21 protein-coding genes are annotated in these 21,754 nt (G+C 40.6%); 7 read left to right on the top strand and 14 right to left on the bottom strand.

Annotated features, from left to right (window positions below; translation table 11 throughout):
• Positions 1 to 65: 65 nt before the first annotated feature.
• The 3 genes from phaE to phaA form a co-directional block, all read right to left on the bottom strand.
• Positions 66 to 1,061, bottom strand: coding sequence for a class III poly(R)-hydroxyalkanoic acid synthase subunit PhaE (gene phaE, locus LW728_RS02970; RefSeq protein ID WP_002801051.1), 996 nt, complete (start codon positions 1,059 to 1,061; stop codon positions 66 to 68).
• Positions 1,062 to 1,361: 300 nt separating this feature from the next.
• Positions 1,362 to 2,078, bottom strand: coding sequence for an acetoacetyl-CoA reductase PhaB (gene phaB / locus LW728_RS02975; RefSeq protein ID WP_002801052.1), 717 nt, complete (start codon positions 2,076 to 2,078; stop codon positions 1,362 to 1,364).
• 12 nt (positions 2,079 to 2,090) lie between these two features.
• The gene (gene phaA / locus LW728_RS02980; protein ID WP_287765116.1) at positions 2,091 to 3,281 is read right to left on the bottom strand and encodes an acetyl-CoA acetyltransferase PhaA; all 1,191 of its coding nucleotides are present in this window, start codon (positions 3,279 to 3,281) and stop codon (positions 2,091 to 2,093) included.
• A gap of 219 nt (positions 3,282 to 3,500) precedes the next feature.
• Here phaA and LW728_RS02985 point away from each other — a divergent pair, with 219 nt between their 5' ends.
• Together LW728_RS02985 and LW728_RS02990 are read left to right on the top strand one after the other, a co-directional pair.
• The gene (locus LW728_RS02985) at positions 3,501 to 4,634 is read left to right on the top strand and encodes an FAD-dependent oxidoreductase (protein ID WP_287765119.1); all 1,134 of its coding nucleotides are present in this window, start codon (positions 3,501 to 3,503) and stop codon (positions 4,632 to 4,634) included.
• Positions 4,635 to 4,918: 284 nt separating this feature from the next.
• Entirely contained in the window at positions 4,919 to 6,598 is a 1,680-nt protein-coding gene (locus LW728_RS02990) for an RNA-directed DNA polymerase (protein ID WP_287765122.1), read from the top strand.
• A 41-nt stretch (positions 6,599 to 6,639) separates the two neighbouring features.
• On the opposite strand, the gene LW728_RS02995 is transcribed toward LW728_RS02990, so the two are convergent.
• The gene (locus tag LW728_RS02995; RefSeq protein ID WP_002801055.1) at positions 6,640 to 8,253 is read right to left on the bottom strand and encodes a nuclease-related domain-containing DEAD/DEAH box helicase; all 1,614 of its coding nucleotides are present in this window, start codon (positions 8,251 to 8,253) and stop codon (positions 6,640 to 6,642) included.
• Positions 8,254 to 8,403: 150 nt separating this feature from the next.
• Between LW728_RS02995 and LW728_RS03000 the strand changes: the two genes are divergently transcribed.
• Entirely contained in the window at positions 8,404 to 8,649 is a 246-nt protein-coding gene (locus LW728_RS03000; RefSeq protein ID WP_002773261.1) for a hypothetical protein, read from the top strand.
• Positions 8,650 to 8,732: 83 nt separating this feature from the next.
• On the opposite strand, the gene LW728_RS03005 is transcribed toward LW728_RS03000, so the two are convergent.
• Positions 8,733 to 8,951 carry a hypothetical protein gene (locus LW728_RS03005; RefSeq protein WP_409770010.1) on the bottom strand — a complete coding sequence of 73 codons (219 nt, stop codon included), beginning with the start codon at positions 8,949 to 8,951 and terminating at the stop codon, positions 8,733 to 8,735.
• A gap of 122 nt (positions 8,952 to 9,073) precedes the next feature.
• Between LW728_RS03005 and psbQ the strand changes: the two genes are divergently transcribed.
• A complete protein-coding gene (gene psbQ, locus LW728_RS03010; RefSeq protein WP_002737745.1) occupies positions 9,074 to 9,514 on the top strand; it encodes a photosystem II protein PsbQ in 441 nt (146 codons plus the stop codon).
• Between the two features lie 70 nt (positions 9,515 to 9,584).
• Here the strand turns inward: psbQ and LW728_RS03015 are convergent, their stop codons facing one another.
• Both LW728_RS03015 and LW728_RS03020 read right to left on the bottom strand, forming a co-directional pair.
• Entirely contained in the window at positions 9,585 to 9,884 is a 300-nt protein-coding gene (locus tag LW728_RS03015; RefSeq protein WP_002801057.1) for a 2Fe-2S iron-sulfur cluster-binding protein, read from the bottom strand.
• Between the two features lie 43 nt (positions 9,885 to 9,927).
• On the bottom strand, positions 9,928 to 11,187 hold the full coding sequence (locus LW728_RS03020) for a phosphopantothenoylcysteine decarboxylase domain-containing protein (RefSeq protein WP_287765124.1): 1,260 nt from the start codon (positions 11,185 to 11,187) through the stop codon (positions 9,928 to 9,930).
• A 230-nt stretch (positions 11,188 to 11,417) separates the two neighbouring features.
• Here LW728_RS03020 and LW728_RS03025 point away from each other — a divergent pair, with 230 nt between their 5' ends.
• Positions 11,418 to 12,359, top strand: coding sequence for a DUF1517 domain-containing protein (locus tag LW728_RS03025; RefSeq protein WP_194016841.1), 942 nt, complete (start codon positions 11,418 to 11,420; stop codon positions 12,357 to 12,359).
• A 342-nt stretch (positions 12,360 to 12,701) separates the two neighbouring features.
• On the opposite strand, the gene LW728_RS03030 is transcribed toward LW728_RS03025, so the two are convergent.
• The 5 genes from LW728_RS03030 to gltX all read right to left on the bottom strand — a co-directional run bounded on the left by LW728_RS03030 (position 12,702) and on the right by gltX (position 18,602).
• Entirely contained in the window at positions 12,702 to 13,070 is a 369-nt protein-coding gene (locus LW728_RS03030) for a SpoIIAA family protein (RefSeq protein WP_002801062.1), read from the bottom strand.
• 240 nt (positions 13,071 to 13,310) lie between these two features.
• Positions 13,311 to 14,309 (bottom strand): type II restriction endonuclease, encoded by a 999-nt coding sequence (locus LW728_RS03035; RefSeq protein WP_287688586.1) that lies wholly within the window; start codon positions 14,307 to 14,309, stop codon positions 13,311 to 13,313.
• The gene (locus tag LW728_RS03040) at positions 14,282 to 15,694 is read right to left on the bottom strand and encodes a DNA methyltransferase (RefSeq protein ID WP_287765127.1); all 1,413 of its coding nucleotides are present in this window, start codon (positions 15,692 to 15,694) and stop codon (positions 14,282 to 14,284) included. Before LW728_RS03040 ends, LW728_RS03035 begins: the two co-directional genes overlap by 28 nt.
• Positions 15,695 to 15,824: 130 nt before the next feature.
• The gene (locus LW728_RS03045) at positions 15,825 to 16,907 is read right to left on the bottom strand and encodes an ATP-dependent 6-phosphofructokinase (RefSeq protein WP_002801066.1); all 1,083 of its coding nucleotides are present in this window, start codon (positions 16,905 to 16,907) and stop codon (positions 15,825 to 15,827) included.
• Positions 16,908 to 17,159: 252 nt separating this feature from the next.
• Entirely contained in the window at positions 17,160 to 18,602 is a 1,443-nt protein-coding gene (gene gltX, locus LW728_RS03050) for a glutamate--tRNA ligase (RefSeq protein ID WP_287666463.1), read from the bottom strand.
• A gap of 295 nt (positions 18,603 to 18,897) precedes the next feature.
• Here gltX and LW728_RS03055 point away from each other — a divergent pair, with 295 nt between their 5' ends.
• A complete protein-coding gene (locus tag LW728_RS03055) occupies positions 18,898 to 19,185 on the top strand; it encodes a hypothetical protein (RefSeq protein WP_287765130.1) in 288 nt (95 codons plus the stop codon).
• Positions 19,186 to 19,328: 143 nt separating this feature from the next.
• On the opposite strand, the gene LW728_RS03060 is transcribed toward LW728_RS03055, so the two are convergent.
• On the bottom strand, positions 19,329 to 19,805 hold the full coding sequence (locus LW728_RS03060; protein WP_002747620.1) for an NAD(P)H-quinone oxidoreductase subunit N: 477 nt from the start codon (positions 19,803 to 19,805) through the stop codon (positions 19,329 to 19,331).
• A gap of 312 nt (positions 19,806 to 20,117) precedes the next feature.
• Here LW728_RS03060 and LW728_RS03065 point away from each other — a divergent pair, with 312 nt between their 5' ends.
• On the top strand, positions 20,118 to 20,987 hold the full coding sequence (locus LW728_RS03065; protein ID WP_002801070.1) for an ABC transporter permease: 870 nt from the start codon (positions 20,118 to 20,120) through the stop codon (positions 20,985 to 20,987).
• A gap of 48 nt (positions 20,988 to 21,035) precedes the next feature.
• Here the strand turns inward: LW728_RS03065 and phoU are convergent, their stop codons facing one another.
• Positions 21,036 to 21,704, bottom strand: coding sequence for a phosphate signaling complex protein PhoU (gene phoU / locus LW728_RS03070; protein WP_002796027.1), 669 nt, complete (start codon positions 21,702 to 21,704; stop codon positions 21,036 to 21,038).
• Positions 21,705 to 21,754 lie beyond the last annotated feature (50 nt).

Here is a 21,754-nt window from a genome sequence, read left to right on the forward strand (position 1 = left end):
TACTTAAAACTGCAATCCGATAACTGATAACTGATAACTGATAACTGATTGTCAAGCACAATTAACTAATTGTTACTTTCTATTTCTTTTTTTTCTCCTAAAGCTTTTTTGAGACTTTTTACCTCTTTGCGTAATTCATAGATAGTCCGATGAATTTCATCGACTTCGCTGCGGGTAGGCAGATTCATTGATCGCAGGTAAATTTCCATTAAATCCTGCTGTTTGAGGCGATAATCATTGAGGGAATTAATAAATTTTCCCCTTACTTTTAGGTTTTCTGGTTGACAAAAAGCCTTTTCAAAAATATCATCAGCGACGACACTCCACACATCTTGAAATTCTCGCCAATCCTTGACAGGTTGACCTTTTTCTGCTAAGAAAACTAATTTTTTAGTTAAAGCTTCAAAGGATTTAACTTGAATATCAGCCAGCACAATTTGATAGTTAATACTAGCTTGATAAAGAACGCGCCAAGTTTCAAAACTATCGAGTAATTTGCGGTTAAATTCTCGCGGCAATCCCAATAAAGGCATCTGTAACCATTGGCCAAAAGTCTCATCATAAAACTTCTGCCAATAGATATTATTGAGTTCGATCAAGGAAGAAGTATTACCTAACCAAGCTTTGGTTATTGTGTCATTTGACAGGACGAAAGGATCGAACCATAAATGATTGAGACTTTGTAATTGTTGCAGGTAAATTGTCCATAGTTGACTGACATCTTGACTACTTTGGGAAGTGGTAGTAGTAAAACTATTCAGTTGACCGCGCATCTGTTGGGTATAATTATCTAAAATTGTTTGCCAGTCTTCTCCTGTTTGCATTTTCGGGAAGATACTTTCCCAAGCTTCCACCGATAATTTTAGGAATTTGATCAATAAATCCCGATTATCAAAATAGCGCTGGGTTGCCTGTTGTAATTCTGGTTTAATATTGCCCATAGGAGTCGGTATCGCTCCCATCATATCAAACCAACTTGACCACATTTTTGCCCCGGTTTCTGTCCAAAGATTGACGTAATCGGTGGCCATCTCACTCCAAGCTTGTGTCGGTTTATCCATTATTTTTGCCCTTTTCCTTTAACTCTAATTTCGCTAGTTTACTAACCCACTCTACACCCGATAACTGATAAGTAGTCGTGTAAAATTAATTTCCTAGTCGAGACTCCGAGACAGAAGACAGATAACTGATAACTTACCCACTGATAACTGATTAAGCACAATTATTTGTAGGATGGGTTAGCGGTAGCGTAACATAATCGGGCGTTGGGTTTCATGCTTCAACCCAACCTACGTTCATCTTATATTTAATTCCATCCACCTACTTAACTTACCCACTGATAACTGATAACTGATAACTGATTAGGTGTGGTGGGCCCCATTAACTCTGAGGACTTCTCCAGAGACATAACTGCTGGCAATAGGAGAGAGTAAATAGGCAGTTGCCCAGGCGATATCTGCGGGTTCACCGAAGCGACGACAGGGAATTTCGGCGGTGATTTTATCGCGAACCTTATCGGGAATCGCTAAAGTCATTTCCGTGTTAATAAACCCCGGTGCGATCGCATTGGCGCGAATATTATAACGGGCAGCTTCTCGCGCTAGGGATTTGACTAAACCGATAACTGCCGCTTTTGTGGCTGCGTAATTAGTTTGGCCGGCATTACCGCGATCACCGGAAATAGAACTAATACAAACGATCGATCCCGCTTGTCGTTCGTACATTCCCTCAATAAACGGCTTAATCGTGTGATTAACCCCTTTTAAGTTGACATTAATCACTAAATCCCAATCTAGCGGCGTTAATTTAGCGAAAAAGTTATCTCTGGTAATCCCCGCGTTAGCGACGATACCGTAAACCGGTCCCAATTCCGCTTCAATTTGTTGAGCTGCCGCTTCCATGGATTCCAACTTAGTCACGTCGGCGACAATGCCTAAACCCTGGGGATTATCGGTGACTAAATCCGTGTAAGCCACCTTGGCCCCCAATTCTATCAAAAGAGAGACAATAGCCGCCCCAATGCCTCGATTTCCGCCGGTAACGACGATAACTTTCTCCTCTAGTCCGAGAGATACCATAGCTTTTTCCTCCTAAACTCTTTCAATTGCGATCGCTGTTCCGCCACCGGTCCCATGACAGATGGCCCCCATACCGAGGGTTTTATCCTGTACTTTCAACGCGTTAATTAACGTCACCAGAATTCGCGCTCCGGAAGCGCCGATGGGATGACCCAATGCGATCGCACCACCGTGAACGTTTTGTTTTTCCCTCGCTAACCCCAGATCCATCTCAAAAAGCAGATTATTTAAGGCAAAAGCTTCGTTATTTTCCACTAAATCGAAATCTTCGATCGTTTTATCTAAAGATGATAGTAATTTTTTCACCGCTAGGACGGGGAACTCTGGAAAGCGATCAGTTTTTCCAGCACCCACAGCGCCGCCAAGGATTTTGGCAATTGGTTTTAAACCGTACTGATCCACAGCTTTTTGACTGGCTAAAAGGATAGCGGCGGCCCCATCGGAAATCTGACTACTATTCCCTGCGGTTAAAACTCCCGATGGATTAAAAGCCGGCCGCAGTTTTCCTAACCCTTCTGGGGTACTATCGGAACGAATACCCTCATCTTGAGCGATAATTGTGGAACCTTTCTTAGATTTAAGCTCAATTGGCACGATTTCGCCCTTAAACCAGCCTTTTTCTGTGGCTGTGGCCGCTCTTTGGTGGGATAAGGCGGCAATTTCGTCTAATGCTTGCCGAGAAACCCCGCGATCGAGACAGAGGCGATCAACTTGGGAACCCATGCCCTCAGTCGTGGTAGCATCGGTTAAGCCATCGTGCAGTAATAAATCCGTTAATTGTTCCGGCGCACCCATAAGGAATTTATAACCCCACCGGGCCCGATGGGAGAGAAAAAAGCCAGTTTGGGACATGGATTCTATACCACCAGCGAGGACGAGATCCGCTTCTCCGGCGCGGATTGAGGTGGCAGCGTTACTAACGGCAATCATTCCCGAAGAACAAACCATATCCACCCGATATCCGTCCACGCTTACGGGAATTCCCGCTTTAATCGCCGCTTGTCGGGGAATTAACTGACCATGACCAGATCCCAAAACATTGCCGAAAATGTACAAATCTAGGGCTTCTGGGGGCAAATTAGCGATTTCTAGGGCGGATTTCATCACTGTTGCCCCTAAATCCGCCGGGGATAATCCCATTAATCCCCCACCAAAACGACCAATTGGAGTCCGGACAGCGGCCACGATATAAACTTCTTGCATAGACTTCTCTCTATTGGGAAGCGAAGATACTAGATAGAATTTGCTTAAGAATATCGAGTCCGAAAAGATCAAAATCCCAATTTACTGTCATTGGTTAAAAGTTCCTGGCCCCGATGCCTTGAGTTTTTGTCTATCTACCCTCGATCTTGCAACAGAATTTCTGTGTCAGAACATATATTCATTAGAATTTAACTTTTCCGGCAGCAATCCCCTTTTTTTATGGATTTAGTCAAGCGTCTAGTTTTTATCGGTGGTGGCCATAGTCATGCGATCGCCCTTCGTCTTTGGGGGCAATCACCCCTAAAAAACGTTCAATTAACTTTAATTAGCGATGTCACCCATACCCCCTATTCGGGAATGTTACCTGGCCACATCGCCGGTTTTTATGATTTTGCCGAGACTCATATCGATTTACCTTCTCTAGCTAGGTATTCTCAAGCGCAATTCTGTTTAGCCAAGGCTAATTTTATAGATACGGAAAAATGTCAAGTAATTTGTAATAATTCTTTACAGATTCCCTTTGATTATCTCTCGATCGATATCGGCAGCATTCCGGCAGTGGATAATGTTATCGGTGCTAAAGAGTACGCTATCCCCGCCAAACCAGTGCCGATTTTTCGGGAAGGATGGCAAGAAATCCTCAAAAAAGCGGTTAGTAACCCTAATAATCCTCTCAATATCGTCATTGTTGGTGGTGGCGCAGGCGGGGTCGAATTAGCTTTAAATATGCAGTCCCGTTTGGCCAAAATTCTCAACTCTAGCAGTAATTTGAATTTATCTCTAATTCATCGAGGAAAAAAACTCCTACCAGCCCATAATAATTGGGTCGGTCAACGTTTAGAGAATATTTTTAAACAAAGGGGAATTAGATTATATTTATCAACGGATGTGACAGCAGTGCAAGCAGATCGGATTATCTGTTCATCGGGGTTAATTTTGCCCATGGATTATACAGTTTGGGTAACGACTGCCTCGGCCCCTAGTTGGATAAAAGCGTCAGGATTACTGACAGATGAAAAAGGGTTTATTTTAGTGAATAATTATCTGCAATCTCTTTCCCATCCCCATATTTTTGCCGTGGGAGATATTGCCACGATTCCAGATTATCCCCGTCCGAAAGCGGGAGTTTTTGCCGTCCGACAAGGAAAACCACTGTTCGATAATTTAGCAAGAATTCTGCAAAATCAGCCCCTAAAACCCTATTTTCCCCAGAAAAATTATCTGAGTTTAATCGGCACAGGAGACCAACAAGCGATCGCATCTTGGGGCAGTTTCGCGTGGCAATCACCGTTATTATGGTTATGGAAAGATCGGATCGATCGAGCTTTTATGAAACAGTTTGAACAGAAATGATGAGTTGCTTTGTCATAGGATTGAATGGCAGTTTAAGTCGGTTGGGAGGTGTGAGAAGCATGACTTAAAGTTGTTGTCTAAATGTCCAAATCGTGAGAAAAAGTTTAAGATTGCTGCTTTGTGGGAGTTTGAAGAATTTGAAGGCGCAGTTTGCGATCGCTGTTTTCTCTCTTTTGCTGAGATGAGAAACTGCAAACATCGAAAGAATCTTAAAAAATTTGACTCTAAGGGAAAAATAAATAGCAATATAGCTCTAATATAGATTTAGAGCCAAGAGGATATTTATGCTTAATTTTAACATAGAAGACTATTTAACGGATACAAAATTAATTAAAATGTCGATTTACTATGCAATGAATAGTAGGCTTAATGACGATCAATTTTGTAATTTTTTTGAACTAAGTATCAATTGTAAAAATCAAAATAAAATCAACCCTTTAGTTGAATATATTAAAAATATCTACTCTTTAAAACAACCTTATATACCAGATGAGTCATTTGCTTATACTTATCCCAAAGAAGATTTCTTTATTAGAAGATGTGTATATTTGCCTTTCAAAGAATATGCAATTAGATATCATTTGATTAATGTCCTCTCCTTGGCAGTTGAAAATTCTTTTATTAAAACAAGCTATGCTAACCGAACTCAACGATCACTCAGTGGATTTATCGATTTGTTTAAACGTTATGATCGTCAATATAAAGAATTCATCCAATGGGGGGAAAATCTTATTAAAGAATTTAAAAAAGAGCAGAGAAAGTCTTATTTATTAAACGCCGACATAACATCATTTTATGATAGTGTATCACCTAATTACTTAATCAATAATCTTTTTGATTTAACAGGGAGTATTCTACCTCAAAAATATAAACCGTTGTTGCAGAAAATATTGCAGCCAGAAATTGAATTTTACTCAGTTGTTGATAAATTATTAAAGTTAGAAAAAAAAGAACAAGGACTTTTAGTAGGTAATATAACTGATGGCTATTTGGCAAATATTTTACTAAGTAAAATAGATGAATTGATGATTGCTTATGGCTTTCATTATGCTCGATACGTTGATGATATTAAAATTATTACTAATACTAAAGATGAAGTAATCAAAGCGGTTAATATTTTGCAAGAAGAACTACATAGGATAGGACTAAACTTAAACTCGGCAAAAACGGAAATTATACATAATCCTAAATATGTCAAAGATTTTTTTAGAAAAGATCATCAAATAGCTTATGGTAATGAACTTATAAATGAGGAACATTGGGAAGATAATCAGAAAACAGAAAAAGATGAAGATGAAGATTTTGACATAAATACTATTAATCTTACAGCCAACCTTCAAGAAAAAGATTGTCATCGAATAACTAATTATTTATTTTCTTTAGAAGATGATCATGATTACGATGAAAACTTGGTTATACAATTAATCAATAAAATCCCAGAAATCATTTTTAAGTATCCAAAAACAATCAAAAAAAATACTTGGACTGTTGTTAAATTTATTATCTTTGGATTTCCTAATAACATAATATTTTCCGCATACAAAGCAATGAATGATATTTTTAAGAATCAAAATATCATGGATTATGCCAGAACAAGATTAATTCATCATTTAGTAAAACCTCGAAAAAAAGATCCGCCATATATTCTCATGATGATTAAAAATGATGAAAGATTGCGTGAAAAACTAATTGCTCAATTTCAAACCTTTCTTTCTACAAAATCCATTGACTTAAATCTCAACGCATTGTACGCATTATGGATCTTATCTCATCAAGATAATGGCCAGACTTTTGATGAAAATTTATTTCGTAAAAATGTAGAAAATTATTTACCTCGACCAATTTCTCATACTATTTCAAGGGTTTTGTCATCAATTTTTTCCCATAAAGATAATTTCAACTTTTGTGATTACTTTGATTTTACTGAGCTATCGAATAATAGTGAGAGTGAAGGATTAGAATAGTGAGAGTGAAGGATTAGATGACTTGATGACTTTTACAAATTTTAAAATATATCGGCAATATTAATTATATCTGAAGACATATCTTTTCTTAAAAAGATGTATAAAATACTACAAGCTCTTGAGCGACCAATATATCTTAATCTTCTTAAGCGAATGGTCTCAGAAATGGGTTCTGGTTCTAATTCCACTAATAAAATTATATGATTTTCTAAGCCTTGAAAATCGTAAATAGTTGACCAAGTAATTGTTTGAGGACTAGCGAGAGAGAATCGCTTAAATTTGAAAGTAGAAATTTTTGATGCTATCGAGTCAAGAAAGTTTTGACTTGGTTGTTTAGAAAAGAGGATTGTTATGTGTTTAGGTAAAACCTTTTCATCGTTTATTAATGCCAAAATATTGCTTTTTATGGCTTTAATTAAGTCTTCATCAGTTATGTAATAATCTGTGATGACTTCCTTAAACTGTCTGACAGGCTTTTTTACTTTATAGGTTGGACTAATATATTCTTCGTAAGAATCAAAAATATTAATTGTGTTTCTGATTACTTTTTGCAGGGTATAATTAAAGGGTTTAAATATCTCTTGTATATCATTTTCATTAGTTTTTTGAGAATCATCTTTAAAAATTAAAATTGATCGATTAAACATTTGACTAGCATAGTCAGCTATTTTTCTTAAAAAATCACCATCTAATTGTTGTGCCTCATCAATAATAATTCTGACTTCTTCTAAATTTTCTTTATTTTCTAAAACTTTTTGTAATAAACTAAGTTCTTTAAGCGTAAATATCTTTAAAAGATCATTATTAATTGCAACATTAAGCGAAATTTCCTTATAGATATAATCTTTTGAATCCTGAGAATTAGTAATGAATAAAACTAATCTATCAGATTGAATATCTGAAATAGCTTGTGAGATTGCGAGTTGAGTTTTTCCTGTTCCCGCAGGTCCATCAATAAGGATTGGAGTTTTAACTTTATAAAAACCATCTAAAATTTCTTGTTGCTCTTTAGTCAGCTTAATTATAGTTTGTTTCTCATCTTCTAGTTCTGCACTGAGGGATTTTCTAAATTCTGAATTACGGGTAATTAAAGTTTTAATTTCTTCTACTATATTTTTACCAAGATGTTTATGACTATTATTACTATAATGACTATATATTTCGTTGATTTTCTCACCTAGATTTTTTAGATCATCTCTAAATAAAGTAACTTCTCTTTCCATAAAGGGAGCTAAATTTCCCTCTAAAATATCAATATGAGGAAAACAAATTGCATATCCACAAGTTATCCAACGATTTGTCAAACTAGGTAGTTTACTTTTTAGGAATAACGGCAAATTCTTTGAGTTAGCTAATTGTTTTTTGTAGGGATTTTGATAAGAAATATTATCTCCCGATTTCCACTTATCATGTTCCCCGTCGTAAGAAAATCGAGTTCCTCCCTTGACTTCAATAATCAATAGACCTTTCTGGGGATGAACTAACAAGAAATCCGTTTCTCTTTCAGTTCTAGCTCCATATTTATTCTTAAAAATCCAGTATCTGTCTTGAAAAATGTAAAAATCATCGTCAAGTTGAGATAGTAAATGATATACGTCTGATTCTCCCCGTAAATTAGGATTAGAAGGCGCATCTGGGGGAAACATTTTAGCCATAATTGATATTACCCATAATTGAAAACGAGTGATCACACAGTCTGCCTTCGGCAACGCAACTCTCTAAATCCTAACTTACCAAAAAATGCCTCATACTTATCATGACTTCCAATAAAATAAGGAAGTAAAGCGATAAATCAACAAAATGCTATGGTCATCAATCTCAATATCCCACCCTCCCAACCATCAGCTAATCTAAAGGTAAAAATACTGATAGAAACCCTTAAAAATGGTCAATATGCTGTATCTATCGCTGAATTGCCTCATTTTCGAGTCCAAGCACCCACCAAAGAAGAAGCCATTTCCCAACTACAAACAACCTTTATCGAACAAATTAGCCAAATTGAAACGATATCATGGACAACACCTCTAGATAACCCCTCACCCTTTAGATGATGACAGTGAAGTAGATCCCTCATATTATCTGTAGAGGATAAAGATTTGTGTCTCAATATATTCTCGATACTGACCATATTTCCCTAATTCTTCGCAATCATCCCCAAGTTATTGCTAATGCGTCCCGTCATTCCATTTCCTTTACAATCATTACTGTTCAGGAACTTTTCAGTGGAACGAACCACAGAGACACAGAGGACACAAAGACCGATCGCTACTATATAAGTTAAACTTATCACACAAAGTCGAGAAGAGCCCTTTTTTAAGTTTCTTCTCTTTTTGTTAATGAAAGATGTGACCAATGGATACCCTAAAAGGGGCGAGGTTTTAAACCCAAAATTCTGATAAAGTAAAAATCGTCCCGATACCTTGACTGGTTAAGGGAGAGAACGTCAATAGTTTGTTAAATAGTACATATAAACCAATGCCACGTCTTCGCTCGATTATTTCCCTAGTTTTAGTCCTAGTTACTACGCTGCTGGTTAGTTGCAGTGGTCCCCAAGCAACTATCCCCACCGTCTATAGTCCGCAAAAAATCGAACAGTTACAGGTTTACATCCAACCCATAGAAGGATTTCGCCAAAAAATGAGCGTTTTGCAAGACCTCATCGCTGACAAAAATTGGGTAGATACTCGCACCTATATCCACGGCCCTTTGGGGCAATTGCGTCAGGAAATGGTAGGATTATCGCGTAATTTACTGCCCAAAGACCAAGAAAAAGCCAAGCAGTTAGCGAAAAATCTTTTCGTTCACTTTGAACGTATCGATGCGGCAGCCAAAGAAAAAGATGCTAGTCTCGCTGCTAATCAATTCCAAGAAGCATTAAAAGACTTCGATGCTTTCTTAAATATTGTTCCTAGTTAGTTTGTATTAGTGATCGGTGATCAGTTATCAGTGATCACCGACCAGGCCGCAGCTAAAAAACCGATAAATGCTATTTTGGTTTAGTTTGGACGCTAATAGGGCCATTAACCATGGTTTGACAGGCTAAACGATAATTTTCGGGTTTTTTCTTCAGACAGCGCTGCTCAAAGTCGGTTCTAGCGGAGAGATTTTCCATCCCCTCGACAATTGCCACTATACAAGTACCACACTGACCGTAACCGCCACAATTCATCAATTTACCGCCAAAAGTGTAGATATCAACGCCATTCTGGATTGCTTTCTCTCGTAAATTCGCTCCATCTGCCGCTACCACGATCTTATTCTCTTTGACGAAGTTGATGTTACCCATGACTGTATTACCCTAAATTTTTGCAAATTAATATTAAAAAATATTAAATTTTTTTGATTGTAACATTTTTGGCTCGCTCTTCTAAATATTCGGCGATGCCAATAGCGATCGCTTTTTTGCCGATAAATTTCCCCAGTGCCGCTTTTGTCACCAAATAAGCCACCTGTTCCCCGTGATCGCCCTTTTCCTCACCCCTATTAGCAATGACGGCCTGATAGCCCTTTTCTAGGCGTTTACGGGCGATTTCCAGTAACTCCTCCTGACTAACTCCCTCCTGATACTTGAAAGTCACCATCCCTAAATCGGGAAAATTTTCTCTCACCTTGTCAATCACCTTTTCCGTCGGCACAAAATTAAGATTTAACTGCCCTCCACTGGGAATCTTACCAGAAAAAGGGCTTTCTAAGCGATAATCTGCCACTGCTGCCGAAAAAATGCCAAATTTATAATCTTTACTCTCTAATTCTCCCATCACCTTCCCTAGATACTCGTCATAAGTTTCAATAATTTCATGGGGTAAATAAGCGGGGGGTGTATAGCTGCCCCGTCCGTGGATTAACTGCACCTTGGCCCCGCGCAGGTATAATTCTTCTGCAATAGCGGCCCCTAATTGTCCGGTAAAACGATTGGTTAAACGACGAATATTATCGATAATCACGGGTGTGGGTCCACCAGTGACTAAAATCGGCATATTTTTCAGGACAGAATTACTGAGAATCCCACAGGCTGCCACGGTAATCTCTTTTTCCCCGGGGAGATTGTGTTTACCGTAATCATCCCGGGGTGGCATAATCTGAACTCCCCAGCGATCAAGCGTTTGCAAAGATTCGCTCAGAATAGCATTATGTAAACTGCCGTGCATGGTGGGGACAAGCAGAATTTTAGTTTTTCCCTTTTCCTGTCGTCCCAAGGCCGAGGCCAAGCATGAAGTGATCACTCCGTCAGCGATTCCGTAACGAAACTTATTAATGGTGTTATAGGTAGCGGGAGCGACTAAATAAAGATCAAAGGGAGATTGATCGCTTAAATGTTCTGCTTTTGCCGTTAATTGGCTAATTACGGGATTAACCGTACTCCATTCCAAAGCTTCCTTAGTGACGTATCTTAAAGCTTCTTCCGAGACAAAAGCCACGACTGTGGCCCCGAATTTCCGCAAAGATCGGGCAATTAGCGGCGCTTTCATGGCCGCAATCCCTCCTGTCACCAGTAAAGCAATCCTTTTACCCCAGAGATGATGATTTTCTAAGGGTACTTCGCGATCGCCTAAGTCCGAATCCGTGGGAGGGGAGAAATTCCAAGTCATAAATTTGGGGAAATGGGGGAATGGGGGAATGGGGGAATGGGGAAATGGGGGAATGGGGGAATTCAACTAAAAAACCCCAAAACCCCAAAACCCTAAAATCTCAATACCCAACACCTTCTAACTGATAACTGATCACTGATAACTGATTCGGTTATCCCTATTCGGGATTTGTCTATCTCTGAGCGAGAAACTGGTTATGCTAGTAAATAAAGGGTTGCTTCGGTGTTCTTATGATTGACAAAATTTTAACTAAAGTTCGATCGCTTGCCAAGCCGCTATTAGTTCTGGGATTAGTGACAACGCTGATTTTCGGTTCTATTCCCAGTGCTTTAGCGGCATCGGGGGGTAGAATGGGGGGCGGTAGTTTTCGCGCCCCTAGTCGCAGTATTAGCCCTTCTAGAGGTGGTGGTTACAGTTCCCCGGGTTACGGTGGAGGTATTGGTTTTCCCTTCCTTTTACCCTTCTTTTGGGGTGGTGGTGGCGGTGGCTTAATTTCTCTGTTAATCTTTTTTGCTATTGCCAATTTCCTCGTTAATGCTTTCCGTAATGGTGGAGGCAGTGACGAGAATGGTATGACGATAGAATCCGGTTATGAAACCGTCTCCGTGGCTAAAGTACAGGTGGGTTTGTTGGCTAATGCCCGTTATCTGCAACAAGAATTAAATCAAATCGCCCTAACTGTCGATACTAGCACCTCCGAGGGACGAGTCGAAGTCTTACAAGAATCGGCCCTCGCCCTGTTACGTCATCCGGAATACTGGGTTTATGGTAACGTCGATTGCCAACAAACCAGCCTCAGCAGTGCAGAAGCGAAGTTTAATCAGTGGTCCCTCAACGAACGCGGTAAACTAACGGCGGAAACCTTAACTAATTACAATAATCAACTGCGTCAAGGTTCTACAGAAAATATTTTACCCGAATCGGCCGGAGAATTAGCTAAAACCGCACCGGAAGGCTATATTTTGGTGACTATTTTAGCCGGCATTGTTGGTAAATTTTCTCTACCCAAAATTAATGATTCCCAAGACTTGAAACAGGCCCTGCAACAAATTGGTAGTATGGGAGGCGATCGACTTTTAGCAGTAGAAGTGATTTGGACCCCCCAAAGCGAGGGTGATGTTCTCAGTCAAGATGACATTCTCGCTAATTATCCCGATCTGAAATTAGTGTAATTTTTCGGGTAATAACTCTAGATATTAGCTAAAATCTCCCTTATTACGGGGAGATTTTTTGATTAGGGTTTGCGGCAAAAAGTCAATTGGCTGGTGATGGGGTGAGTTTTGTCGGTTAGTCCCTCGCAACGAAACCCAAAAACTCCACCGATTATGCCTAAATCCTGATAACTTGGGAGTTAATCATACTATTAAAAACGGATTTGGTATAAGACCAGTATTTTACCTTCTATTTCATGACTCGGATTCTTTCTCTATCGATCCAACCGTGTATTAGACATCTCCAAAATTCGGGCTAGATTGAGGTTAATTTCTGGAAATGTCCATTGTACTGTAAGGGAATCAGGAGCCGCCCAAGATCCATTGAGTCGCTACCTCGGTTTCCCCCCAAGGAAACTGCCTGACTTCAGCCGCGACAAAGTGGGAAGCCAGACTTTCAATCAGTTTAACCAGAGTGGAATCAGTCACCACTGCAACTTTACTGACGTACTTGTGATGGTCGCGTATCAGCCGGAAATGAGCGACCAAGGCACCAAAACTCTCCCAACCAGTGAACGTGGGAACTTCGATGATTACGCCAGCAAGGCCACCAGTGGCCTCAATGTGGGGGTCCACTGCCTCCGCAATCTTGATGAAATCTTCCGCCGCAAGTGCAGATTTAGGTTGCATATAGAGAATGCTATGCGCGGCATCTAAATTATACTCTATCATAGTTTGCCTCTCCCAAATGGTCGAAGTCTAACTATATACTATCACAAATAATGGGACCAAGATTGAGGGAAAATTAACAAGCGATCGCAGAAAATAACCACAAAGACACAAAGACACAAAGACACAAAGATTAGGCTGGTTAATTCTTCTTGCCATCCAATCAGAATTGGGTGGTTTATGCGTTGCTAACCAACCCAACTGGACTTTATTTGACTGGTAATTTTCTAGATATTAACTAGGTTAAAGATGGCATAGCCAACGCATAATTGAAACCAGTTGATTATCATTGGTTAAGTTAGCGGCATTGGTGAGTTTTTTCGTCTCTAATTGCTGATAAATTTCCCTGGCCATTTTTGTTTCAATAGCAGCGCCGATAAAAAAAGTATAAGGATGCTTAGATATTTTTCTAAAAGCATCATCAATTCTCTGCAAAGCAGTACGAGCAGTTTTCCAATGTTCATCTGCTCCCGCGGGATCAATCCCACCTTTCAATTCTCCCAAAGCAATGTATAAATCAGGAGATTGTAAGGTTTGTTTTTTGTTTTTTTGATTAGCTAATTGCGTCGAATCACATTTTAAAAGACACAAATGAATATTGCTGTTATTAACAATGGGAACATTGACATTATAAATTATTGTTCTTGGTTGGCTGTTATTTAACCAGCTAACACCTCTAACCAAGATTTCTAGATTAGGTGTCATTTCTTCAGCTTCTCTCCATTGATTATTACTAGAATTGAGCCAATCATAAGCAATTCCTGCTACTCTTAAAGTTGCTAATAGAGAACGAGTAAATTTACTTTGAGCTAAGGAGCCACCCGCGTTTCTCATGATTCCTCCTAAAGTGTCACCCCGAATCAATAGAAATCTATAGACTAACTCCTCGACAAAATTAGTCCCCGCAGGTTCCAGAAAATTGACAATTAATTCTTGAATTGCTTCTACCTTGTCTTGGGGATGTAAATAATTTTTAGATTTATCAGAAATTCCCGATGCAGTTAATAAAGCCGCTTGAATATCTGGGATGTTTAGTAAATCTCTAGGATTGTTTACGGTTTGTGCAATAATTTTTAAGGTTCTTGCTTCTGCAATTAAAGGAGTAGCTCTCTGATTTTTTTCTAAGGCTAGAGCAATAAATCCTGAACGGATAGCTTCATAGGTAGTCTCCAAATCACAACTTTGGTTTAAATGCAAGAGATAGGGTTTTTCCATTAAGGCTTTCTCCACACATAAATACATTTTCTTAAAGATTCTCTACCATGACATCCCATTTGCTGACTACTATTACCTTTTCCCTGAGGAACTACTAAAATATTTTCTACTTTAAATCCAATTTCTTCAGCAATTTTTGACAAAATTAAATCTACAGAAATACTAGCTCCCGCATAGCGCACGTTATCATTAATCATACAGAAAATACCCGAGGATTTCATAACCCGAAAGCATTCATAAATTAGACAAGACATTTCCAGAAAATACCCCCTAATCATCCGAGGAATACCATGGTTATTTAAGGCCTTGCTTGATTTTAATTCCTCTAAACAACCTAGGATACTTTCTAATAATTTTTGACGATCAGTTATGGCAATGGCTGGCGACCAATGTTCATTGATTTTTAGTAACTCTTTGGGTTTATTTTCAACAGTGCAACTAAGCATTTGTTGACGTAATTGTTTTAATTGTAGTTGATCTATTCCCAATAGAGCCAATTCCAAAGCGTAGATACGAGTATAATCATAGCGATTACAATAAGGAGGAGAAGTAATAATAGAATCGTATTTTTCTGACGAAATCTCTGGCAAAATCTCAAGACAAGAACCTTGATATAGTTGAATTTTTCCCCGAGGATAATCTCTAGAAAAAAGTTCCAATTGTTGCTGACTAGGCTCTAAATCTGCGAGAATTTCTCGTAACTTGCTATGTAGGGCAATTTTAAAGTCTAAAATTTTTCCTTTGTCAAATATATTTTTACCCTGTTGTTTACCAGAACGATAATCCCAACGGAGGTATTGACCATCTTTTCTAGTATAGCTAATTGATTCGAGAATAGAAAGTAAGGCAAATTTTAAGATCGCTTGCACTCGCTCATTCTCTTGGGCAATCAACCCTAAGTAACTTTCTATACAAGCCTGATTTTCTTGGGGATATGCTCCTTGAGTAATTGGTAATTCTAATAACTTAACTTTGTCATCTACCTGTTGCCAAAGGCTATGGTTAGACCAATACTCTAGACGATGTATATCATCACTATTTAAGCCATTTTCTAAAATTTGTCTAGTAATAATTAATTCTTGTCCAATCGGCAATAGTTCTATTCCATCTGCTGATAAACCCCTGGCCGCCGCCGCAAATAAAGTTGTTCCGCTGCCCGCAAAAGGGTCTAGTATTTTTCCTTGTTTGATACCATATTTTTCTAGAAGATAAACTATCAGATCAACGGAAAAACCCTCTTTATATTTATACCAGCGATAAACTGGTTGGTTCTTATTACCTTGAAAACTGACTAGGGTACGAGATAATTGCTCAGAATCAAGTAATTTGTCTTGAAAATAATTAAATAATTCTCGATCAAGATTGTTGATTTCTAACAATCTTTCTGCTACATTAACCGAACTATTAATCATTTAGGTTTACTGGCAAAATTGCCGAAAAATAATTATCAAAATTTATCTTTATTTGAGGGGTAATTTTAATCGGTGGGGAAAGGGCGATACTTAAGAATTAATTCTCGCACCGATTCCCCTAGATTTAATCTCAATCCCCTAGACAAATACCCAAACCCCTGGCGGTTTTGACTAAAGTTTCTTCGGGATCGACGACGCGATAGGTTTTAATCGCCTCCTCAATGGGAACACTGACCACTTGCCGATTTTGCCAGGCCACCATGCGATCGAATTCTCCCCGAGCGATCAGATCCACGGCCGCTACGCCAAAAGCCGCCCCCAGTAAGCGATCCATCGGAGAAGGAATACCCCCCCGTTGAATATGGCCCAGGAAAGTCACTCTCGTTTCGGCCCCAGTTTCCCTAGCAACTTCTTCGGCTAAATAGCGACCGATACCCCCGAGACGATCTTCTCCTAGGGCTTCCTTTTGCACTAGGCGATTGCCGGTTTCGGTACGCACGGCCTCGGAGACAATAATCAGAGAAAACTGTTTATCCATACGCTGCCGTTGCCGGATCTTCTCGCAGATCTTCTCTAATCGGTAGGGAATTTCGGGAATGAGAATGATATCGGCCCCCCCCGCAATACCGGCAGCCAGGGCGATATGGCCGGCATCTCTACCCATAACTTCTAGAATCATCACCCGGTTATGACTAGCGGCGGTAAAATGGAGGCGATCGAGGGCTTCTGTGGCAATATTAGTAGCTGTATCGAAGCCGATGGAGACTTCTGTAGCTCCCACATCATTATCGATGGTTTTGGGGATACCAATCAGATTAATGCCTCCCTGTTGGGCAATACGGCGCAAAATCGCCAGACTACCATCGCCACCGATGCCGATCAGGGCATCCAGTCCCAGACTATGATAGCCGTCGATGATGTCCTGAGAGCGATCGATCAAGGTTCCATCGGGCATCGGGAAAGCGAAGGGATCCCCCTTATTGGTAGTACCGAGAATTGTTCCTCCCATCACCAACAGGCGATCGACTCCTTCAATATCAAAGATAGTGGTTTTGGGGGGACGGCTAACTAATCCGTTCGTTGCTTCTCGAATACCCACCACTTCCCAGCCATAATTGCCACTGGCATGGTGGACAACGGCACGAATGGCGGCATTTAAACCCGCACAGTCACCGCCACTGGTGAGAAGTCCAATTCGTTTTTTTTCACCCATAGGTTTTTGTCAGGAGATTAACAAATCTATATTTAGGGAAAAGTTGCGGATAATGCCTAAAAATTAAGAAAGTTTCTAGATCGTCCCTGACAGCTAGGGGAAAAATTCACCCCCATCCCCTCAGTAATCGATCACGAGCAGGGTATGCAGGGCGACACGGATTCCCATTATACTAAAAAGTATATAACAATATTAGGGCATTTGTCAACCCTAATATACGAGAAATTTTCTGATAACTGATAGCCAATCAATTTAACTATTTACTGCTTGCTGAAGACGGGATAGATCCCAACCTTTTTGATTGAGAAGTAGCCAAGACTGCATTAAATCAGGACCGTGTAACTCCCCCATCAAAGCGGCCCGCAGAGACTTCATTACTAGACCTTTTTTAACCCGATGGGCTTTAGTTGTGGTCTCCACAATTCCCTTGGCAACTTCTCCAGTCAAATCGGGAGTAATAGCGGCGAGAATATCCTTGATAATATCCTTAACTCCCTCTAATTGTAATTGACTTAAAGCCTCCTGATTATAATTAGCCAGAGGGGTTAAAAGTAAGCGACTTTCAGCGACAGCATCGCTTAAACGAGTTAAACTCGGACCGATGAGAGTAGCCAAACCGATCAACCAAGCTCGATCGGTTTCAGCATCAAAATTATACCCTGCTTCTTGCCAGTATGGGAGAAGTAAAGGCACTAATTCCTCACCGGTTAAACGATGGAGATATTGACTATTAATCCAATCCAGTTTAGTCCAGTCAAATTTTGCCCCCGCTTTATTTACCCGTTCTAAACTAAACACTTCTGCGGCCGTTTCAAGGGTAAAAATTTCTTCAGTGGAATCGGGAGGAGTCCAACCCAGTAGAGTCATGTAATTAACCAAAGCTTGCGGCAGAAAACCCAGTTTTCGGAAATCATCGATCGAAGTGACTCCATCCCGTTTAGATAACTTGCGACCCTCCTGATTTAAGATCAAAGGACTGTGGGCAAACTCCGGCACTTTTGCCCCTAAAGCTTCGTATAAAAGAATTTGTTTAGCCGTATTAGCGATGTGATCTTCCCCACGAATAACATGGGTAATTTCCATATCGATATCATCAACAACTACCGCTAAATTATAGAGAGGCTGACCGAATTGTTCCTCCCCATTTTCCGAGGTACGAGCGATCACCATATCGCCACCTAAATCACTACCTTTCCAGATAACTTTTTCCCGGATTAAATCCTGCCAAATAATTTCTCGATCATCGTCAATAATAAAACGAATTACTGCTTTTCTCCCCCCTTGCTCGAATTGAGCTTGTTGTTCGGGGGTGAGATAACGATGACGATTATCGTAACGGGGGGCAAGATTGCGGGCTTTTTGTTCTTCCCGCATTTTTTCCAATTCTTCCGGGGTACAATAACAACGATAGGCTAAACCTCGATCGAGCAGGGTTTGAATGGCTTGACGATAATAATTAAGGCGTTGAGTTTGAAAAAAAGGACCTTCATCCCAATTCAGTCCTAACCATTGTAGGCCCGCTTGAATATTTTCCGTATATTCTGGTCGAGAACGCTCTAAATCTGTATCTTCCACGCGCAAGATAAATTTCCCCCGGTGATGACGGGCAAAAAGCCAGTTAAACACGGCTGTGCGTGCGGTTCCAATGTGTAAATTTCCCGTGGGACTGGGGGCAATACGAACTCTTACTGTCACGATCTAACTCCTAGGTTTTTGCGGCAACCATATCCCATGTTATGGCAAATTCACCTAGGTCAACTGGCAAAATTAAGACAGTTTTCAGCCAGGGTTGCCAGCAGCAATTATCAGTTCTTTTGTACCGATTAAGCTGGGAGTGTTAGGCCTGAGTAACCGCACTGGGGAATCGAAGAACAATAAAACATCTTGGGGAATGTAAAAATATATAAAAGTATGTGAAGATGTGCGGAATGTCGGTTATAAATTTTGGAGATATCTATTGGTTTTATCTCTGAGGTTGCGATTAATCACAATGTTTGAAACTCTATTATCTTCGATTTTGCTTACCCAGTCTGATTATTTCCATCTGACTCCCACTAATAAGGTGGCAGTGGAGAGAAGAATTGTCGAAAAAAGTTTTGGTTCCGATCCTCAGATTAATCCTAGGGAAATCTCTAGTATTTTGAATCTTCAGCCCCAATGTGGTGCGAATCCTGCTAATTCTCAGATTCAATGCACTTGGAAAGAAGGAAATAGACAGATAAAAGCCTATTGGTCAAAACCTTGGCGCTTTCAGCGCTGGGAATCTAGGGGATTCTAGCCATATCTTGAGGTAATATCAGTTCTAAAAATAAATAGCAAAGGGTGAGGGAGGAACAACAAACTCTCAATAAATGAAGTTTCCCTCTCCGGGGAGAGGGTTTGAGGGAGGGATATTTTAGTACCCGTGTTATTTCGGTAATTCTAGGCAGCGATTAAAGATTTGCTCAAAGGTTGCCAACGGAAATATCTTTCCCCACCCAACTCGAGGACAAATTTTAACCGGGGTTCCTGTTGACTAAGATTAATTAAGTATTGTTTTTCTTCCGAGGACAAAACAAAACTTTCAATAATCCAAATCACTAAACCTTTAGATTTGGGGGGTAAATTTTCCAATTGATAGGTAGCAATGGGAGGAATAAAATAAACCGGTCCCACGGCTGCTTCCCGACCGATATTTTTTTTACCTAAATGGGGGGGACGGACTCCATGAATGCCGGTAAGATAGGCACTTAAATCGCCTAGACCTCTAGCGGTGATATGCAGGACATTGTACCCAGTGGCCCGTAAACGTCTTTGATAGCGTCCCTCGTAACCTCCTTCTAAGGGTGCGTAAACACCTAAAGCGCCGTATTGTTCCAGATCGCGAATAAATGGTTTTCCTGTGGTCAGTAGTGCCATAGCTAGTAAAAAAATCTTTTTCCCTATAATCGCACGTTTTGTTAAGTTGTGCGTCAGGTGAACAAAGAAAGACTTAAGATCAAAGATAGAGAGAGACAATCGCTACTCTCCCAAGGAGGCAATATGTTTCACGATCTCCTTTATCCCAACGGACTGCTTTATATCCTCATTAAACTAACTGTTTTAGCGTTAGCAGTCTTGCTCTGGTTTATGGTCGTTTCGGCCCCGGCTGTCTGAAAAAAACACTGCTCTTGTCTCAGGTTAGCCTTGTCTTCTACAATTAGCGTTCTATGCAATGGCTAAATTTTGTCGATGACTCCTGTTAAATTGCCGATCGATCCTTTTCTGAAACCCAACCTAACCACTAAGCTCCTAGGGGTGGGGTTGGTATTGACAATTATTTTTATCCTGATTGCCCTGTTTTCGCCCCTTCTGCAAGCGATCGGCCTGATTCAGGATCCAACCGACATTTTAAGCAATTATCCCCTACAAGCCCCCAGTTCCGGGCATTGGTTCGGGACGAATGTGCGCGGTTATGATGTCTTTTCCCGCACCCTATTCGGGACCCGGGCGGCCTTGTCCGTGGTATTTTTGGCCACAGGATTATCTTTAGTCATCGGGGTTCCTTTAGGGTTAATTAGCGGTTATTTGGGGGGTAAGATCGATCGCGTTCTCCTCTTTCTCATGGATACCCTCTACACCTTGCCGGGGTTATTATTATCGGTGGCTCTCGCCTTCGTCTTGGGTCGTGGTATCGTCAATGTAGCGATCGCTGTTAGCATTGCCTATATTCCCCAATATTTTCGCGTGGTCAGAAATCAAACCGCCAGCGTTAAAAATGAGTTATTTATCGAAGCGGCACGAGCGATCGGTGCTAGTCCAGGCCGGATACTATCAAAATATCTTTTCTTTAATGTCGTCCAAAGTGTCCCGGTTCTTTTTACCCTCAACGCGGCGGATGCGATCCTGGTTTTAGGCGGTTTAGGCTTTTTAGGCTTAGGATTACCAGAAGAAGTGCCAGAATGGGGTCATGATCTCAAGGAAGCTTTGGCGGATTTATCTACAGGCATCTGGTGGACCACTTTATTCCCCGGATTAGCAATGACCACGATGGTGGTGGGTTTATCTCTCTTGGGAGAGGGGTTAAGTGAAATTTTAAACCCCCTGAGTCGTAAACGCTAAAAGCGCGGGCCAGAGATCGAGGGAAATCAACTCAAGGCCTCCACACCCTCAGCCTCTCTGTCCGGTAACGATGTAGGATACCCTTTGGGCGATATTGGTGGCGTGATCGGCCATACGTTCCAGATGACGGATTAGTAAAGCCATCAGCAGGATCGGTTCCACCACACCCTTAATATCTCTTTGATGGGCGAGAGTGTGATAGAGATAGTCATAGGCTCGATCGACCGTATTATCTAGTTCTTTGACCTTTGGACCGGCTTCTTGATCGAGGTCAGCCAGAGCAACCAGACTCGTGGCTAACATATACTGAGCATGGTGGGACATGGCCTCGATCTCACTCATACAATCATGAGGAGTATAGGCGAATAACTTGAGTGCTATTTCGGCTAAATCCTTGGCATAATCGCCGATCCGTTCCAAATCGCGCACTAATTGCATAAAAGCACTTAAAAGCCGCAAATCTTGGGCTACGGGAGCCTGTAGAGTCATGAGAGTGGCACAATCTAACTCGATTTGACGATAGTAGCGATCGATTTCCTTATCGAGGGGGGCGATTTTTTTCGCCATTTCCAAATCCCTAGCAAAGAGGGATTGATGGCTAAGACGAAAGGATTCTTCGACCAAGGTTCCCATTCTCAGCACATCCTGCTCCAATCGCTGGAGAGAACGAGCGAAATAGGTGCGATCGGGATGATTGGTTTCTTTGGATAGGCTCACGGTCGGATTCGCTTAACATAAAACTACTCTTTCTCTACAGTCATAACAAG

The sequence above is a fragment of the Microcystis sp. 49638_E5 genome (assembly GCF_021300285.1).
GTDB classification, from domain to species: Bacteria; Cyanobacteriota; Cyanobacteriia; order Cyanobacteriales; family Microcystaceae; genus Microcystis; species Microcystis aeruginosa_C.

Excerpts from the sequence above, each read along its gene's own strand:
- phaE (WP_002801051.1), bottom strand. The coding sequence starts at position 1,061 with ATGGATAAACCGACACAAGCTTGGAGTGAGATGGCCACCGATTACGTC.
- phaB (WP_002801052.1), bottom strand. The coding sequence starts at position 2,078 with ATGGTATCTCTCGGACTAGAGGAGAAAGTTATCGTCGTTACCGGCGGA.
- phaA (WP_287765116.1), bottom strand. The coding sequence starts at position 3,281 with ATGCAAGAAGTTTATATCGTGGCCGCTGTCCGGACTCCAATTGGTCGT.
- LW728_RS02985 (WP_287765119.1), top strand. The coding sequence starts at position 3,501 with ATGGATTTAGTCAAGCGTCTAGTTTTTATCGGTGGTGGCCATAGTCAT.
- LW728_RS02990 (WP_287765122.1), top strand. The coding sequence starts at position 4,919 with ATGCTTAATTTTAACATAGAAGACTATTTAACGGATACAAAATTAATT.
- LW728_RS02995 (WP_002801055.1), bottom strand. The coding sequence starts at position 8,253 with ATGGCTAAAATGTTTCCCCCAGATGCGCCTTCTAATCCTAATTTACGG.
- LW728_RS03000 (WP_002773261.1), top strand. The coding sequence starts at position 8,404 with ATGGTCATCAATCTCAATATCCCACCCTCCCAACCATCAGCTAATCTA.
- psbQ (WP_002737745.1), top strand. The coding sequence starts at position 9,074 with ATGCCACGTCTTCGCTCGATTATTTCCCTAGTTTTAGTCCTAGTTACT.
- LW728_RS03015 (WP_002801057.1), bottom strand. The coding sequence starts at position 9,884 with ATGGGTAACATCAACTTCGTCAAAGAGAATAAGATCGTGGTAGCGGCA.
- LW728_RS03020 (WP_287765124.1), bottom strand. The coding sequence starts at position 11,187 with ATGACTTGGAATTTCTCCCCTCCCACGGATTCGGACTTAGGCGATCGC.
- LW728_RS03025 (WP_194016841.1), top strand. The coding sequence starts at position 11,418 with ATGATTGACAAAATTTTAACTAAAGTTCGATCGCTTGCCAAGCCGCTA.
- LW728_RS03030 (WP_002801062.1), bottom strand. The coding sequence starts at position 13,070 with ATGATAGAGTATAATTTAGATGCCGCGCATAGCATTCTCTATATGCAA.
- LW728_RS03035 (WP_287688586.1), bottom strand. The coding sequence starts at position 14,309 with ATGTATTTATGTGTGGAGAAAGCCTTAATGGAAAAACCCTATCTCTTG.
- LW728_RS03040 (WP_287765127.1), bottom strand. The coding sequence starts at position 15,694 with ATGATTAATAGTTCGGTTAATGTAGCAGAAAGATTGTTAGAAATCAAC.
- LW728_RS03045 (WP_002801066.1), bottom strand. The coding sequence starts at position 16,907 with ATGGGTGAAAAAAAACGAATTGGACTTCTCACCAGTGGCGGTGACTGT.
- LW728_RS03055 (WP_287765130.1), top strand. The coding sequence starts at position 18,898 with ATGTTTGAAACTCTATTATCTTCGATTTTGCTTACCCAGTCTGATTAT.
- LW728_RS03060 (WP_002747620.1), bottom strand. The coding sequence starts at position 19,805 with ATGGCACTACTGACCACAGGAAAACCATTTATTCGCGATCTGGAACAA.
- LW728_RS03065 (WP_002801070.1), top strand. The coding sequence starts at position 20,118 with ATGACTCCTGTTAAATTGCCGATCGATCCTTTTCTGAAACCCAACCTA.